We start from the raw sequence: 14,466 nt of genomic DNA, 5'->3' as shown, positions 1-14,466 counted from the left end.
TGGGTGTAAAACGTTTTTGTTTTGTTTCTGGTCCGTTAAAAAAGGGTTGTGGTTAATAAGTGCTCTGTTTAAGCTAGGCCGGCTTTTTTCAAGGAAAAGCCCCCCATAGAGGGGGTACCACACAACGGAGTCTGGAATGACAGCTAGCACACCCATGTTAATCACCTTTCTGGTGTACATCCTCGGAATGGTCCTGATCGGCTTTATCGCCTATCGCGCCACCCGCAACTTCGACGACTACATCCTCGGCGGCCGCCGCATGGGGAGCTGGGTCACCGCCCTCTCTGCCGGCGCCTCCGACATGAGCGGATGGCTCCTGATGGGGCTGCCTGGGGCCGTCTTCATCAGTGGCATCTCAGAGAGCTGGATCGCCATCGGTCTGGTCATCGGCGCCTACCTCAACTGGCGCTGGGTTGCCGGCCGCTTGCGGGTGCATACCGAGAAGAACCGCAACGCCTTGACCCTGCCGGACTACTTCACCTACCGCTTCGAGGATCACAGCAAGGTGCTGCGCATCCTCTCGGCCCTGGTGATCCTGCTGTTCTTCACCATCTACTGCGCCTCCGGTGTGGTAGCCGGTGCCCGCCTGTTCGAGAGCACCTTCGGCATGGATTACGACACCGCCCTCTGGGTCGGTGCCGCAGCCACCATCACCTACACCTTCTTCGGTGGCTTCCTCGCGGTGAGCTGGACCGATACCGTGCAGGCGACCCTGATGATCTTCGCTCTGATCCTCACCCCTGTGTTCGTCATCATCGCCGTCGGCGGCATCGACAGCGCCATGATCGAGGTGGCCGCCAAGAGCGCCAGCAACCTCGACATGTTCAAGAACCTGGACATCATCGCCATCATCTCCCTGATGGCCTGGGGCCTGGGCTACTTCGGCCAGCCGCACATACTGGCGCGCTTCATGGCGGCAGATTCCCACCACTCCATGGCCAGCGCCCGCCGTATCAGCATGACCTGGATGGTGCTGTGCCTGGCCGGCGCCGTAGCCATCGGCTTCTTCGGTCTGGCCTACTTCGCCGCCTTCCCGGATCTGGCTGCCAATGTGGGCGCCAACCCGGAGCGAGTCTTCATCGAGCTCTCCAAGCTGCTCTTTAACCCCTGGATCGCCGGTGTGTTGCTCTCCGCCATCCTGGCGGCAGTGATGAGCACGCTAAGTTGTCAATTACTGGTCTGCTCCAGCGCCATCACCGAGGATCTCTACAAGCCGTTCCTGCGCAAGAACGCCTCCCAGCGCGAGCTGGTGTGGGTCGGCCGCCTCATGGTGTTGGCCATCGCCCTGGTGGCGATCGCGGTCGCCATGAACCCGGAAAACCGGGTACTGGGGCTGGTGAGCTACGCCTGGGCCGGTTTCGGTGCCGCCTTCGGCCCCGTTGTGCTGCTCTCGGTGCTGTGGCCGCGCATGACCCGCAACGGCGCCCTGGCTGGCATGCTGGTTGGTGCGGTCACCGTCATCGTCTGGAAGCAGTACGGTTGGTTGGGCCTGTATGAGATCATCCCGGGCTTCGTCTTCGCCAGCGTCGCCATCGTGCTGGGCAGCCTGCTTGGCGAGGCGCCCTCCAAGGCCATGCTGGAGCGCTTCCGCGAGGCCGAGGAGGAGTTCAACGCTCCGGCCGAGCCTGCGGGCCAACCGGTCGGCGTCAACTGATGCAATGCCCCGCTTCGGCGGGGCATTTTATTGTGCCGGACTCAAATGGAAGAATTGTTCCTCTTCGTTTCAGTTGATAGATTTCTCCTGTCCAACGGGAGAATGCAATGAGCAAGGTATTAGACGAACTGCTGGCGCTGCTGGCACTGGAGAAGATTGAAGAGGGACTGTTTCGCGGCCAGAGCGAGGATCTGGGTCTGCGCGCCGTGTTTGGTGGCCAGGTGATGGGGCAGGCCCTGTCGGCGGCCAAGCAGACGGTGGCGGCCGATCGCCAGGTGCACAGCTTCCACTCCTACTTCCTGCGCCCGGGCGATGTGAACCACCCCATCGTCTACGACGTGGAGAACATCCGCGATGGGCAGAGTGTCTCGACCCGCCGGGTCAAGGCAATCCAGTATGGCAAACCCATCTTCTACCTCAATGCCTCGTTCCAGGTCGAGGCCGATGGCTTCGAGCACCAGGCGACTATGCCCCAGGGGATCACGCCACCCGAGCAGCTCAAGAGCGAGCTGGAGCTGGTGCGTCCTTACGAGAAGATGATTCCCCCCGAGCTGCGCGCCAAGATCATGTGTGAGAAGCCCATCGAGATCCGCCCGGCCACCCTGGTCGACCCGATCCGCCCCGACGTGCACGAGCCCCTGCGCCACGTCTGGTTCAAGGCCAACGGTCAGATGCCGGATGACCCGCGGGTGCACAAGTACCTGCTCGCCTATGCCTCCGACTTCCACTTCCTGTTCACCGCATTGCAGCCGCACGGGGTCTCCTACTGGGAGCCGGACATGCAGGTGGCCACCATCGATCACTCCATGTGGTTCCATCGGGATTTTCGCCTCGACGACTGGCTGCTCTACGTGGTCGACAGTCCGAGCGCCTCGGGTGGGCGCGGCCTGGTGCGCGGCCAGTTTTTCACCCGCGATGGGGTGCTGGTGGCGAGCACCATGCAAGAGGGGGTGATCCGCCGCAAGTCGGCGTGATATCTCGCCGCGCGGGAGCCTGGGCTCCCGTTTTTTATGCTCGAGCGTGCGTGAGTCCGGGTCTTTAACCCCTGGTGCAGCGGCTTTCGCCTCATTGCTGGCCTTAATGTGGTTTTTCGGCCCGTTGACCTGATTTTACCGCCGTTCGTTAACAAAGCATATGGAGATGGGCGTCCCACTCCTGGCGCTGTCATGGGCGGTGTGCCTGCCGGTGCTGGCTCGGATGGCTGCTGCACCGGCAGTGGGGGAGTGGGCCAATCCTGGGGGCTGTGCTTCCCACGCTTCTCGGTTATCCCCGGTCATTCGGTATACAGTTAACGGAAGTGGTGGGGAGAGGGTGCGATGCTAAAAAAATGGTGGGGTGTTGTGCTGATTTGGAGCAGTCTGCTGGCCGCTCAGGAGCTGGTCGATGCCAGTGGTCAGGCTGATATCGTGGTGATCCCCAAGGGCAATGGGATCGTCTTCTGGCAGGTCCTCAATCGTGGTGTCGCCGAGGCGGCGCGAGCGTCCCGACACAAGATCTTGTGGCGCGGTCCTCCCAACGAGCAGGCGACCGAGGCCCAGTTCAAACTGGTATCAGACTATCTGGCCACCTCTGCCCGGGTGCTGGTGTTGGCACCGAGCGAACCCGAGCGACTGCGTCCACTGGTCGTCCGTTATCGAGAGGCCGGCAAGCGGGTGCTGATCATCGACTCCGAGCTGGGAGAGACGCCGGTGGATGGCTTCGTCGGCTCCAACAACTATCTGGCCGGCAGAAAGTTGGTGAAGGAGCTGGCCCCTCATTTCCCTGCCAATCCAGTGGTTCTGGTGGTTCGCTATCAGGCGGGCCACCGTTCCACGGAAGCCAGGGTGAAGGGCTATTTTGATGAGTTTGAGGCGCAGGGTATTGCGGTTCAGCATGTTATCGAGGGGGGAACGACCAAGGGGAGCAGCTACCGGGCCGTGACTCGTCAGCTTAAAGAGGACTCGGCCATCAATCTGATCATTGCCGCCAATGAGAGTTCGACCGAGGGAGCCGTGCTGGCGGTGGGTCACTGGTCCCATAACCGGGCCATGGTCGCCGGATTCGATATCTCACCCCTGCTCCTGCAGTCCCTCAAAGATGGGCGCTTGTCCGGCATTATGGTGCAGGACCCCTACCAGATGGGGATGAAGGCGGTCGCCTTGGCAGATGCCCTGATCCGTGGTGACGTCATCGCGCCTGTCACTTATACCGACACGCACCTGATCACCCCGCGCAACCTCACCACTGAATCCGTCAGCGCCTTGATTGGCCAGCAGGTTCCGCAGGCGCAATAGCGCCATAAAAAAAGCCGCGTTAAGCGGCTTTTTTATTAAGGGTTAGAAGAGCAGGTGTGCCACCCCGGCGATCACCGGCAAGGTGATCAGGGTGCGCATCAGGAAGATGAGGAACAACTCCCACATCTTGACCGGGATCTTGCTGCCAAGCAGCAGGGCGCCCACTTCCGACATGTAGATGAGCTGGGTCACCGACAGGGCGGCGATGACGAAGCGGGTCATCTCGCTTTCGATAGAGGAGGCGAGGATGGCCGGGATAAACATGTCGGCGAAGCCCACCATGATGGTGCGAGAGGCGGCTTCAGCCTCGGGCAGCTGCAGCAGCTCGAGCAGAGGCACGAAGGGAGCTCCCAGCCAGGTGAACAACGGGGTGTGTTCGGCCAGCATCAGGGAGCAGGTGCCGATGGCCATCACCACGGGCAGCACACCGAACACCATGTCCAGGGCATTCTTGAGCCCCTCGCGAGCGACGGCACCGAAGTCGGTCACACTCTCGGCCTTTTTCAGCGCTCGCTCGAACCCGTAGCTCAGGATGCCGTGTTCGTGCGGGATGGCTTCATGCTTGCGGCACAGGGGGGTGCCGTCGGCATAGACGTCCTTCTTCCAGCACAGGGGGGGCAGACGCGGCACTATGATGGCTGCCACTACGCCAGCCAGGCAGACGGTCAGGTAGAAGGGGACAAACATATGGGCCAGCTTCACCTGGGAGATGACCACCAGACAGAAGGTAATAGAGACGGCGGAGAAGGTGGTGCCGATCACGGCCGCTTCGCGCTGGGTGTAGAACTTGCCTTCGTACTGCTTGCTGGTGAGCAGGATACCGACACTGCCGTCACCCAGCCAGGAGGCGAAGCAGTCCACCGCCGAGCGACCGGGCAGGCGGAATACCGGGCGCATGATGCGGGTCATCATGGTGCCGACGAACTCCAGCAGGCCGAAGTCCAGCAGCAGGGGCAGCAGCAGACCGGCAAAGATGAAGACCGAGAAGAGTACAGGCAGCAGGTCGTGCAGCACCAGGCCGCCGGTGGCATCGCTGCGCAGGGCCTCGGGGCCGATGCCGAAGAAGGTCAGCAGCACGAACACGCCACCCAGGATCCGCACCAGGGCCCAGAAGGGGGAGACGTTGAACAGGCTGTTGAGGAACGGACGCTTGACCAGAATGGCGGGCTTGAACAACCAGGCGACCAGGGTCAACAGCATGGTGGTGGTGATGATGCCGCTCACCATGGCGACCAGCTGATCGGCCAGCACGGTTTGCACCGACTTGGCCATCACGGCGACCGGTATGGTGATATCCCCCTGATGGCTGACGGGGGTCATAAAGAGCAGGATCCCGATGAGCGACGGGATCAGAAAGACGAGCAGATTGCGCCGGGAGTTAAGCCGGGGCGCAGCGAGGGTTTTCTCCAGCATGGAACGGTTGCCTTTTCGCCAATTGTTATATTGTTTTCTGCCTGCCTCTGCATACACATGCTGCATAACGTCAAGCGGGCGAAAGAATACCCCAAAAAAACAGCCAGACAAGCCTTTTTCTGGCTGTAAAGTGAATAATTATTTGTGGTTTCGAACGAGAAAGGTCTTATTTTAGCGTTTTCATTCATTAACACATGAAGCTGTGGTGTTTTGTGTTTGTTGGTTAACTGTTAATTGTTGCGGGGTGGTGCGATCGACTAAAGACGGAGTGAGGGGGGAGAAGAAAAAAGAGAAAAGAGGAAGAGGGGGCCTGAGCCCCCTTATGAAGGACGTATCAAGCCACCAGTTTGGCGAAGCAGCGGTCTGCCGCGGCCAGAGTGTGTTCGATCTCTTTATCGCCGTGGGCCAGGGAGAGGAAGCCGGCCTCGTAGGCGCTGGGGGCCAGATAGACGCCCTCTTCCAGCATCAGGTGGTAGAAGCGCTTGAACTTCTCCATGTCACAGCGGGTCACTTGATCAAAGCGGGTGATGGTCGGCTCGTCGGTGAAGAAGAAGCCGAACATGCCGCCGACCTGGTTGATGGCCAGCGGGATGCCGTGTTTGGCGGCGGCGGCCTTGAGCCCCTCGGCAACGCGGGCGGTTTTCTCGCTCAGCGCCTCGTAGAGACCCGGCTGCTCGAGCAGATCCAGCATGGCCAGGCCGGCGGCCATGGCGATGGGGTTGCCCGACAGGGTGCCGGCCTGATAAACGGGACCGGTCGGGGCTATGTGCTGCATGATTTCGCGCTTGCCGCCGAAGGCCCCCACCGGCATGCCGGCGCCGATGATCTTGCCGAGGGTGGTGAGATCCGGGGTGACGCCGTAGTAGCCCTGAGCCCCCTGCTTGGAGACCCGGAAGCCGGTCATCACCTCGTCGAGGATCAGCACGCTGCCGTGTTGGTCACAGAGGGCACGCAGCCCCTCGAGGAAACCCGGTACCGGCGGAATACAGTTCATGTTGCCAGCCACCGGCTCGACGATGATGCAGGCGATCTCCTGGCCATACAGGGCGAAGGCCGCCTCGACCGAGGCGAGATCGTTATAGGTGCAGGTCAGGGTGTGCTTGGCAAAATCGGCTGGCACGCCCGGGCTGTTGGGCTGGCCCAGGGTGAGGGCGCCGGAGCCGGCCTTGACCAGCAATGAGTCGGCGTGGCCGTGGTAGCAGCCTTCGAACTTGAGGATCTTGTCACGGCCGGTGTAGCCGCGGGCCAGCCGGATGGCGCTCATGGTCGCCTCGGTGCCGGAGTTGACCATGCGCACCTGCTCCATGGAGGGGACGATAGCACGCACGCGCTCTGCCATGCGCACCTCGATCTCGGTCGGCGCGCCGTAGCTCAGCCCCTTCTCGACGGCGGCGATGACGGCAGCCTTGATGGCGGGGTGGTTATGACCCAGCAGCATGGGGCCCCAGGAGCCGATGTAATCCACATAGGAGTGGCCATCCACGTCGTAGAGATAGGCACCGTCGGCGTGATCGATAAAGACCGGAGTACCACCCACGCCGTTAAAGGCGCGCACCGGTGAGTTGACGCCACCCGGAATGCTCTGACGGGCCTGCTCAAACAGCTGATCTGACTTTGACATGGATCATCCTTAACTGGAATTGTAGGGATTGGGAGGGGACTGCGGCCGCTTCGGTGTCGGCAGGGAAAGCAGGCAGGTGTATGATGCTGCGCTCTGCTCCTGCACCCTCGCCAGTGAAACGGCCTGACTATACCAGAAAGCGGGTGCCATGGCAGAGTCGCCCCCGGACTGAACGAGAACAGGTGTTTCCATGCACGATACCGCTTCCCTCTCTCCCTATCGCCCTGCACTGGGTCGTCTCATCGAAAAGAGGATGTCCCTCTGGGTGCTGTTGCTTGCGGCCTTGGTGGGCATGCTGGCCGGCACCGTCTGCGCGTTGTTTGAGCTCTCCGTCAACCGCCTCACCGAGGGGCGTCTCGGTTGGCTGGAGGAGCACCCCTGGTGGCAGGCTATCCTCCTGGCCTTTCTGGCCAGCGCTCTGCTCGGCATGGTGGGCTATTGGCTTACCCATGCCTTTGCCCCCGAGGCGGGGGGATCCGGCATCCCCGAAATCGAGGGGGCCATGGAGGATCTTCGGCCGGTGCGTTGGTGGCGGGTGTTACCGGTCAAGTTCTTCGGTGGTCTCTGTACCCTGGGATCGGGTATGGTGCTGGGACGCGAGGGGCCTTCGGTACAGATCGGGGGAAACCTGGGTCAGATGGTGGCCGATCTCTTTCGACTGCCCAAGGAGCACGGCCACGCCCTGCTGGCCGCCGGCGCCGCCGGTGGCCTGGCGGCCGCCTTCAATGCGCCGTTGGCGGGGATCCTCTTCGTCATAGAGGAGATGCGCCTCCAGTTTCGTTACTCTTTTCTCTCCATCAAGGCGGTTGGGATATCCGCCATCATGGGGACTCTGGTGCTGCAGGCCATTCGCGGTCAACACCCTGCCATCACCCTGCCCCACTATCAGGCTCCCCAGTTGCAGGCGCTTGGCCTCTTCCTCTGCATGGGGCTGGCCTTTGGTGTGCTGGGGTTCGTCTTCAACAAGCTGGTGATCGCCTGCCAGGATGGTTATCTGGCTCTGCACCGTAACCGCCGCGGACGCTTCGTGGGGATTGGCATGCTGGTGGCGGGCATCTTCGGCGTGCTTTCTCTTTATGTTCCCTCCATCAGCGGGGGCGGGATCGAGCTCATTCCGCATCTGGTTCGCGGTGACTATGCCATGGCGACCCTCTTCCTCATCTTTGTCGCTCGCCTCATCGCCACCCTTATCTGTTTTTGCTCCGGCGCGCCGGGTGGGGTGTTCGCTCCGACCCTGGCCCTTGGAACCCTGTTTGGGGTCACCTTCGGCAACCTGTTCTATGCCGCCTTTCCTGAACTCGGCATCGAGCCCGGCGCCTTCGCCATTGCCGGCATGGGGGCGCTGTTTGCTGCCACGGTGCGGGCGCCGATCACCGGCATAGTACTGGTGACCGAAATGACCGACAACTACCAGCTGATCTTGCCCATGATGATCACCACCATGGGGGCCACCCTGATGGCCCAGTGGTTGGGAGGCCGCCCCATCTACAGCCAGATCCTGGCGCGCACCTTGCGATTGGCCCGCGAGCGCGAGGCCCTGCACAAAACTGGTTAAATGAGGTGGTGACTGGCACACTCAGGGAAGGTTTCTTGATATCCGTGAGGGGACATGACCAGATTGGGCGGTAGATGGTTGTGGTTACTCGGATTGCTGCCTGGCCTAGCGTTGGGGTATCTGGCGGGGCACTGGCAGGAGTTTGGGAGCGCCAGCATCATCGAGGTGCAGCAGAAGACGCTTGCCCTGCAGAGCGAGGGGCTGACTCGGCTCAAGAAAGAGTTGGAGGTCAAACAGACCCAACTCACGACCCAACAGACGGCCTTCGAGCAGTTGCAGCAAACCATCAAGGGACAGGAGGCCCAGCTGCAGGAGCAGAAGCGCCAGCTTGCCTTCTTCGAACGGATCATGCGTCCCGGCACCGAGAAAGTGGGTGTCTCAATCGATAACCTCAGCATCGAGACCACCAGTGTCCCCGGCCGTTTCCACTATCGCCTGGCCCTGATCCAGGCGGCCAAGCAGCGGGATCTGTTTCGCGGTCAGGTGGTGGTCCGGGTCGATGGGAGCCTCGAGGGGCAGCCGAAGTCCCTCGATGGGGCCGCGCTTGGGATGAAGTCCGGTGCGACCAGTTATGCCCTGCGCTATTTCCAGTTGCTCGAGGGCGACTGGCAACTGCCAGAGGGATTTGTGCCGGACAAGGTGATTCTCACCCTGCCCAAACAGGGAAAACAGCCGGCTCAACGGTTGGTGGTCAACTGGGGCGAGGTGCTCAAACCGCTTGCCGTGCCCCAGGTGGCACCTGCTGGTTGAATACTTGAACACCAGGGTCGGGTATTGGATAATCCCGCCGTCCATACGTTAAGAGGTCAGACATGAGCGCAGAATTGGAGACACCCTTGCCCATCCAGATGACGGATGCTGCGGCGAACAAGGTGAAATCCCTCATCACCGAGGAAGAGAATCCGGAGCTGAAGCTGCGGGTCTATATCACGGGTGGTGGTTGCTCCGGTTTCCAATACGGGTTTACCTTCGACGAGAAGATCAACGAAGGGGATACCGTGGTCGAGAAGAACGGCGTCATCATGGTCATTGACCCCATGAGCCTGCAGTATCTGGTCGGAGGCAGCGTCGACTATACCGAAGGACTGGAGGGCTCCCGTTTCATGGTGACCAATCCCAATGCCACCACCACCTGTGGCTGCGGCTCCAGCTTCTCTATCTGACAAAGGCCCTGCGGGGCCTTTTGTTTTCCCCCCCATTCTGTCTCTTCTGATTTGCCCACCAATTGGCTAAGTTAACCCATCTGTGGTCTATTTGACCGCAGAGTGAGGGTGTCGCTTTTTCAACTCATTGAATTATAAGGGGCGTAACAGTTGGTACGCCTTTTGATACATGGTCTCGGTCAAGGAGACAGGCCGACTCATCGGATACAAGGTGAGCGGCAAGACCCCAATCAGGCATACGTCAGGAAGAGAGTATGAATAAAAAATGGAAAGCGAAGCTGGCGGCTCATCCCGCCTGGGTGGCGGCCGGCATGGCGGCCGTGGTTATCCTTTGGTTTACCCGAGGGGAGGTGGTTGGTGCGGGGGAACATACGCCGCCGGCTGCCAAAGAAGTGAAGGCACCCCTCCCTAAGGTGCGGGTCAAGACACTGGTGGCCGAGTCCATCGAGCATACCCTGACCCTCTACGGGCGCACCGAGCCAGAGCGAGTCTCCCGCCTCGCGGCAGAAGTCTCGGGGCGTATCGAGGCCGTGCTGGTCGAAAAGGGCAGCTGGGTCGGGGCGGGGCAACCCTTGCTGCGTATCGCTCCGGAAAACCGGCCGGTACAGCTCAAGCGGGCAGAAGCGCAGCTGGCCTTGCGCGATATCGAGATCCAGGGGGCGCGCAAGCTCGCCTCTCAAGGATTCCAGGGCAAGGTTCAACTGGCCGAGAAGGAGGCTGCCCTGGCCGAGGCGCGCGCCGAAGTCGAACGACTGCGTCTCGAACTCGCCAACACCACGGTGCGAGCTCCCTTTGCCGGTGTGCTCAATAGCCGCAGCGTGGAGGTGGGGCAATACGTTGGAGTGGGCGATCCTCTGTTGGAAGTTGCCGATAACGACCCTTTGTTGATCCGTGCCGATGTTACCGAGCTGGATATTGGGCAGCTCAGTCAGGGGGGCAAGGCGAATATCCGCCTGAGCGAAAACAGGGAGAGCAAGGGAGTAATCCGTTTTCTCTCCCGAGTGTCGGATCCGGCCACTAACACCTTTGCCATCGAGGTGACCATGGCGAATCCCGATAGCCGTCTGCCGGCGGGCACCAGCGCCGAGCTGCACATTCCTCTGGGCAAGCAACTGGCCATCCCCTTGAGCCCGGCTTTGCTGGCCCTCGACGAGGCGGGACGCCTCGGCATCAAATCGGTGGAGGGGGACAGGGTCAAATTTACTCCGGCCAGGTTGGTTCGTACCGGTCCCGAGGGAAGCTGGCTTGGCGACGTGGGACCCCAGCTGGATGTGATCACTGTGGGGCAGGGTTTTGTCGCGGCCGGTGATCGTGTCGAGGTGGTGCGGGAAAGTGCCAATGGGGAGACGCGTTCATGAATGCCTTGATCGACGGGGCCATGCATCGGGCCCGGACCATGCTCTCCATCCTGGTGCTGCTGCTGGTGGCGGGTTTTTTCACCTATCGGGATATTCCTAAAGAGGCCGATCCTGATGTCACAATCCCCTTCATCTATGTCTCCATTTCTCACGACGGCATCTCACCGGAAGATGCGGAACGGATGCTGATCCGCCCCATGGAGACCGAGCTGCGAGGGCTGGATGGCGTCAAGGAGATGAGTGCGACCGCGAGCGAAGGACATGGCTCTGTGCTGCTCGAGTTTGAGGCAGGGCGTGATCCGGCCGAGGCGCTCAACGATGTGCGTGATCGCGTGAGTCTGGCCAAGGCCAAGTTACCCCAAGAGACCGATGAGCCCGTGGTGCGTGAGGTGACCATGGCCGATGAGAATCCGGTCTTGACCCTTAACCTCACCGGCAATGCCCCGGAGCGGGCGCTGATCACCCTGGCGCGGGATCTCAAAGACAAGATCGAGGGGCTGCGCGAGGTGCTCGAGGTGGAGATAGGAGGCGATCGTACCGACATTGTCGAGGTGCTGGTCGACCCGCTGCGTCTGCAGAGTTACAACCTGGATCAGAACGATATCTACAACCTTCTGTCACGCAATAACCGATTGGTAGCGGCCGGCACCCTGGACACGGGGCTCGGGCGTTTTGCCGTCAAGGTGCCCTCCGTCTTCGAGAGCATTCAAGATGTGATGACCATGCCGATCAAGGTCGAGGGAAATCGGGTCATCACCTTTCAGGATGTCGCCGAGATCCGCCGTGCTTACAGCGATCCCCTGACGGTGGCTCGCATCAATGGTCATCCCTCGATCTCGCTGGATATCAAGAAGCGTCCTGGTGAGAACGTCATCGAGACGGTGCAGAAGGTACGTGCCCTGGTGGCTCGCGAGCAGGCCATGTGGCCCGGCAATGTGCAGCCCGTTTACACCTGGGATGCCTCCGAGGGGGTAGTGCAGATGCTTGGCGATCTGCAAAACAACGTGCTCTCGGCTGTGTTGCTGGTAGTGATCGTCATCGTCGCCACCCTTGGACTGCGCAGCGCCGCCCTGGTGGCCATCTCCATCCCGGGCTCTTTCCTCACCGGCATCCTGGTGCTGGCCGTGTGCGGTTATACCATCAACATGGTCGTGCTATTTGCCCTCATCATGGCGGTCGGTATGCTGGTCGACTCGGCTATCGTCGTTACCGAGTATGCAGACAGGGCCATGTCGGAAGGCGCCAGCCGTCGCGAGGCCTATGGTGAGGCCGGGCGGCGCATGGCCTGGCCTATCATCGCCTCAACTGCGACGACCCTGGCCGCGTTTGCCCCTCTCATCTTCTGGCCCGGGATCATGGGCGAGTTTATGAAGTATCTGCCCATCACCCTCATCGCCACCCTGGCCGCTTCTCTGATAATGGCGCTCTGTTTTGTGCCTGTCCTGGGGGGGCTGATTGGCAAGTCTCGTACGGTCACCGAGCGTGAGCGGAACCAGCTGCTTCAGTCGGAGCAGGGCGATATCCTGACGCTCGATGGCTGGAGCGGACGCTACGTCCGTATGCTGGCCTGGGCCATTGCGCGACCGGTCAAGATATTGCTTGGTGCGCTGGCGTTTTCGGCCATAGTGATCGTGGGGTTTGCCAACTCCAATCTGGGGAGCGAGTTCTTTCCAAGCGGTGAACCCGAGGGCGCCAACCTGATAGTGCGATCCCACGGGGATCTCGCCACCAAGGAAAAAGATGCCCTGATGCGCGAGTTGGAGCAGGCTCTGCTGCCTATCACCGACATCAAGACCCTCTATACCCTGACCGGTGGTGAGGATCGTATCGGCATGTTCCGCCTCAATTTTCATGATTGGAGTGAACGTCGTCCTGCCAAGGTGATTGTGGCCGAGGTACGTGAACGCTTAAGCGGTTATGCCGGTGTCGAGATCGATGTGCGTGAAGATCAAAACGGGCCGCCTAGCGGCCGGGATCTCGAACTGCAGGTAAGTTCTCGCTACCCCGAGTTGCTCGCCCAAACTGCCAAGCGCCTGCGTCATGCTCTTGAGCAGGATGGGGCCTTCGTCAACGTGCAGGATAATGGCAGCCGCCCAGGGATCGAGTGGCAGCTGAAAGTCGACAGGGGGGATGCGGCTCGTTTTGGCGCCGATGCGACTCTGGTGGGATCGACGGTCCAGTTTGTGACCTCGGGTCTCAAGCTGGGGGAGTATAGGGCCGATGACGTCGACGATGAACTCGATATCCGGGTCCGTTTCCCGAGCGAATACAGAACCATAGACAGGCTATCCGAGTTACGTCTCAAGACGCCTCAGGGGCAGGTGCCCATCACCAACCTGGCTAGCCTTCAGCCCAAGCACAAGACCGACGTGATCCGCAAGGTGGATGGTCGTCAGGTCATCACGTTGCAGGCGGATATGGCGGAGGGGAAGTTACTGAGCCTCGAGCTGCCTAGATTGATGAAGGCACTGAAAGGAATGGCGCAGGATCCACGAGTGAGCGTGGAGGCCAAGGGGCAGAATGAAGAGCAGGATGAGTCGTCTGCATTCCTGGGCAAGGCATTCATGATTGCCCTCTTCATGATAGCCATCATATTGGTGACCCAGTTCAACTCCTTCTATCAGACGTTTTTAATCCTGACGGCCGTGCTGTTTAGCACAGTGGGCGTCCTGCTAGGACTGATGATCGCAAGGCAGCCTTTCGGCATCGTCATGTCGGGGATCGGGGTAATTGCCTTGGCGGGGATAGTCGTCAACAACAATATCGTGTTGATCGACACCTTTAATCAGCTCCGTAAAGAGGGGATTGCACTGCAAGAGGCAATATTGCGTACCGGAGCCCAGCGGCTAAGACCCGTACTGCTGACAACGGTCACCACCATCCTCGGCCTGCTGCCCATGGTACTGAAGATCAACCTCGACTTTCTGACTCCGAAGATTGAGTTGGGTGGGCCATCTACCGCTTTCTGGAGCCAGCTTGCAACAACAGTCGCCGGTGGCTTGGCGTTTGCCACACTGCTGACGCTGGTTCTGACCCCTTGCCTACTGGCTTTGGGGGAGCGGCGGCGCGAGCGCAAGAGACAGCCACTGCGTCAGGTGGCGTGACCTCCGACCTGAAGGATAAGGGAGGCAAAATGCATCGAGGTGGATCATACTGTCGATCCGCCTCGGTGAGGCAGTAAGCAGATAAGGTTGTTTTTTAAACATATAAGCTTGTTTTTAAAAAACTTTTGAAAAAAGCCTTGTCATCCCGGCGCGCCTCCCTATAATGCGCCCTCACCAGCACGGCGGATGACGCCGGATGGTCAGCGAGTTGGCAACGCCAACCACGCTGCGAAAGAAAAGCGACAATGATGCTTGACTTTCAAAATGAGGAGCGTAAGATGCGCAGCCTCAGCCGACAAGGCAACGTTCTTTAACAAATTGAATC

10 protein-coding genes are annotated in these 14,466 nt (G+C 60.4%); 8 read left to right on the top strand and 2 right to left on the bottom strand.

Annotation, left to right across the window (positions count from 1 at the left end; translation table 11 throughout):
- Nucleotides 1–136: 136 nt before the first annotated feature.
- From putP to BN1121_RS09315, 3 genes are all read left to right on the top strand, one after another.
- Nucleotides 137–1,654: a sodium/proline symporter PutP gene (putP, locus tag BN1121_RS09325; protein WP_043157477.1), complete on the top strand. Its 1,518-nt coding sequence runs from the start codon at nucleotides 137–139 to the stop codon at nucleotides 1,652–1,654.
- Between the two features lie 107 nt (nucleotides 1,655–1,761).
- Nucleotides 1,762–2,628, top strand: coding sequence for an acyl-CoA thioesterase II (tesB, locus tag BN1121_RS09320; RefSeq protein WP_005352391.1), 867 nt, complete (start codon nucleotides 1,762–1,764; stop codon nucleotides 2,626–2,628).
- A gap of 342 nt (nucleotides 2,629–2,970) precedes the next feature.
- The gene (locus tag BN1121_RS09315) at nucleotides 2,971–3,927 is read left to right on the top strand and encodes a substrate-binding domain-containing protein (RefSeq protein WP_081606430.1); all 957 of its coding nucleotides are present in this window, start codon (nucleotides 2,971–2,973) and stop codon (nucleotides 3,925–3,927) included.
- A 42-nt stretch (nucleotides 3,928–3,969) separates the two neighbouring features.
- On the opposite strand, the gene BN1121_RS09310 is transcribed toward BN1121_RS09315, so the two are convergent.
- Nucleotides 3,970–5,340 (bottom strand): YjiH family protein, encoded by a 1,371-nt coding sequence (locus BN1121_RS09310; protein ID WP_005352381.1) that lies wholly within the window; start codon nucleotides 5,338–5,340, stop codon nucleotides 3,970–3,972.
- 334 nt (nucleotides 5,341–5,674) lie between these two features.
- Complete coding sequence (gene hemL / locus BN1121_RS09305; protein ID WP_005352380.1) at nucleotides 5,675–6,961, bottom strand: glutamate-1-semialdehyde 2,1-aminomutase; 1,287 nt, start codon at nucleotides 6,959–6,961, stop codon at nucleotides 5,675–5,677.
- A 253-nt stretch (nucleotides 6,962–7,214) separates the two neighbouring features.
- Here hemL and clcA point away from each other — a divergent pair, with 253 nt between their 5' ends.
- The 5 genes from clcA (at nucleotide 7,215) to BN1121_RS09280 (ending at nucleotide 14,141) form a co-directional block, all read left to right on the top strand.
- Nucleotides 7,215–8,516, top strand: a complete 1,302-nt coding sequence (gene clcA, locus BN1121_RS09300; RefSeq protein ID WP_005352377.1) for a H(+)/Cl(-) exchange transporter ClcA — start codon at nucleotides 7,215–7,217, stop codon at nucleotides 8,514–8,516.
- A 54-nt stretch (nucleotides 8,517–8,570) separates the two neighbouring features.
- Nucleotides 8,571–9,266, top strand: a complete 696-nt coding sequence (locus tag BN1121_RS09295; RefSeq protein WP_043157473.1) for a DUF6776 family protein — start codon at nucleotides 8,571–8,573, stop codon at nucleotides 9,264–9,266.
- 62 nt (nucleotides 9,267–9,328) lie between these two features.
- Nucleotides 9,329–9,679 carry an iron-sulfur cluster insertion protein ErpA gene (erpA, locus tag BN1121_RS09290; protein ID WP_005352374.1) on the top strand — a complete coding sequence of 117 codons (351 nt, stop codon included), beginning with the start codon at nucleotides 9,329–9,331 and terminating at the stop codon, nucleotides 9,677–9,679.
- A 254-nt stretch (nucleotides 9,680–9,933) separates the two neighbouring features.
- Entirely contained in the window at nucleotides 9,934–11,037 is a 1,104-nt protein-coding gene (locus BN1121_RS09285) for an efflux RND transporter periplasmic adaptor subunit (protein ID WP_005352372.1), read from the top strand.
- The gene (locus BN1121_RS09280; RefSeq protein WP_005352370.1) at nucleotides 11,034–14,141 is read left to right on the top strand and encodes an efflux RND transporter permease subunit; all 3,108 of its coding nucleotides are present in this window, start codon (nucleotides 11,034–11,036) and stop codon (nucleotides 14,139–14,141) included. Before BN1121_RS09285 ends, BN1121_RS09280 begins: the two co-directional genes overlap by 4 nt.
- Nucleotides 14,142–14,466: the final 325 nt, after the last annotated feature.

The sequence above is a fragment of the Aeromonas diversa CDC 2478-85 genome, assembly GCF_000819805.1.
In the GTDB taxonomy this organism is placed as follows: domain Bacteria; phylum Pseudomonadota; class Gammaproteobacteria; order Enterobacterales; family Aeromonadaceae; genus Aeromonas; species Aeromonas diversa.
Note: the sequence above shows the minus strand (reverse complement) of the source record. Positions and strands in the feature narration are given on the sequence as shown.

What these genes read in the sequence shown, in the direction of transcription:
- hemL (WP_005352380.1), bottom strand. Translation starts at nt 6,961, where the DNA reads ATGTCAAAGTCAGATCAGCTGTTTGAGCAGGCCCGTCAGAGCATTCCG.
- BN1121_RS09310 (WP_005352381.1), bottom strand. Translation starts at nt 5,340, where the DNA reads ATGCTGGAGAAAACCCTCGCTGCGCCCCGGCTTAACTCCCGGCGCAAT.
- BN1121_RS09280 (WP_005352370.1), top strand. Translation starts at nt 11,034, where the DNA reads ATGAATGCCTTGATCGACGGGGCCATGCATCGGGCCCGGACCATGCTC.
- putP (WP_043157477.1), top strand. Translation starts at nt 137, where the DNA reads ATGACAGCTAGCACACCCATGTTAATCACCTTTCTGGTGTACATCCTC.
- BN1121_RS09315 (WP_081606430.1), top strand. Translation starts at nt 2,971, where the DNA reads ATGCTAAAAAAATGGTGGGGTGTTGTGCTGATTTGGAGCAGTCTGCTG.
- erpA (WP_005352374.1), top strand. Translation starts at nt 9,329, where the DNA reads ATGAGCGCAGAATTGGAGACACCCTTGCCCATCCAGATGACGGATGCT.
- tesB (WP_005352391.1), top strand. Translation starts at nt 1,762, where the DNA reads ATGAGCAAGGTATTAGACGAACTGCTGGCGCTGCTGGCACTGGAGAAG.
- BN1121_RS09295 (WP_043157473.1), top strand. Translation starts at nt 8,571, where the DNA reads ATGACCAGATTGGGCGGTAGATGGTTGTGGTTACTCGGATTGCTGCCT.
- BN1121_RS09285 (WP_005352372.1), top strand. Translation starts at nt 9,934, where the DNA reads ATGAATAAAAAATGGAAAGCGAAGCTGGCGGCTCATCCCGCCTGGGTG.
- clcA (WP_005352377.1), top strand. Translation starts at nt 7,215, where the DNA reads ATGTCCCTCTGGGTGCTGTTGCTTGCGGCCTTGGTGGGCATGCTGGCC.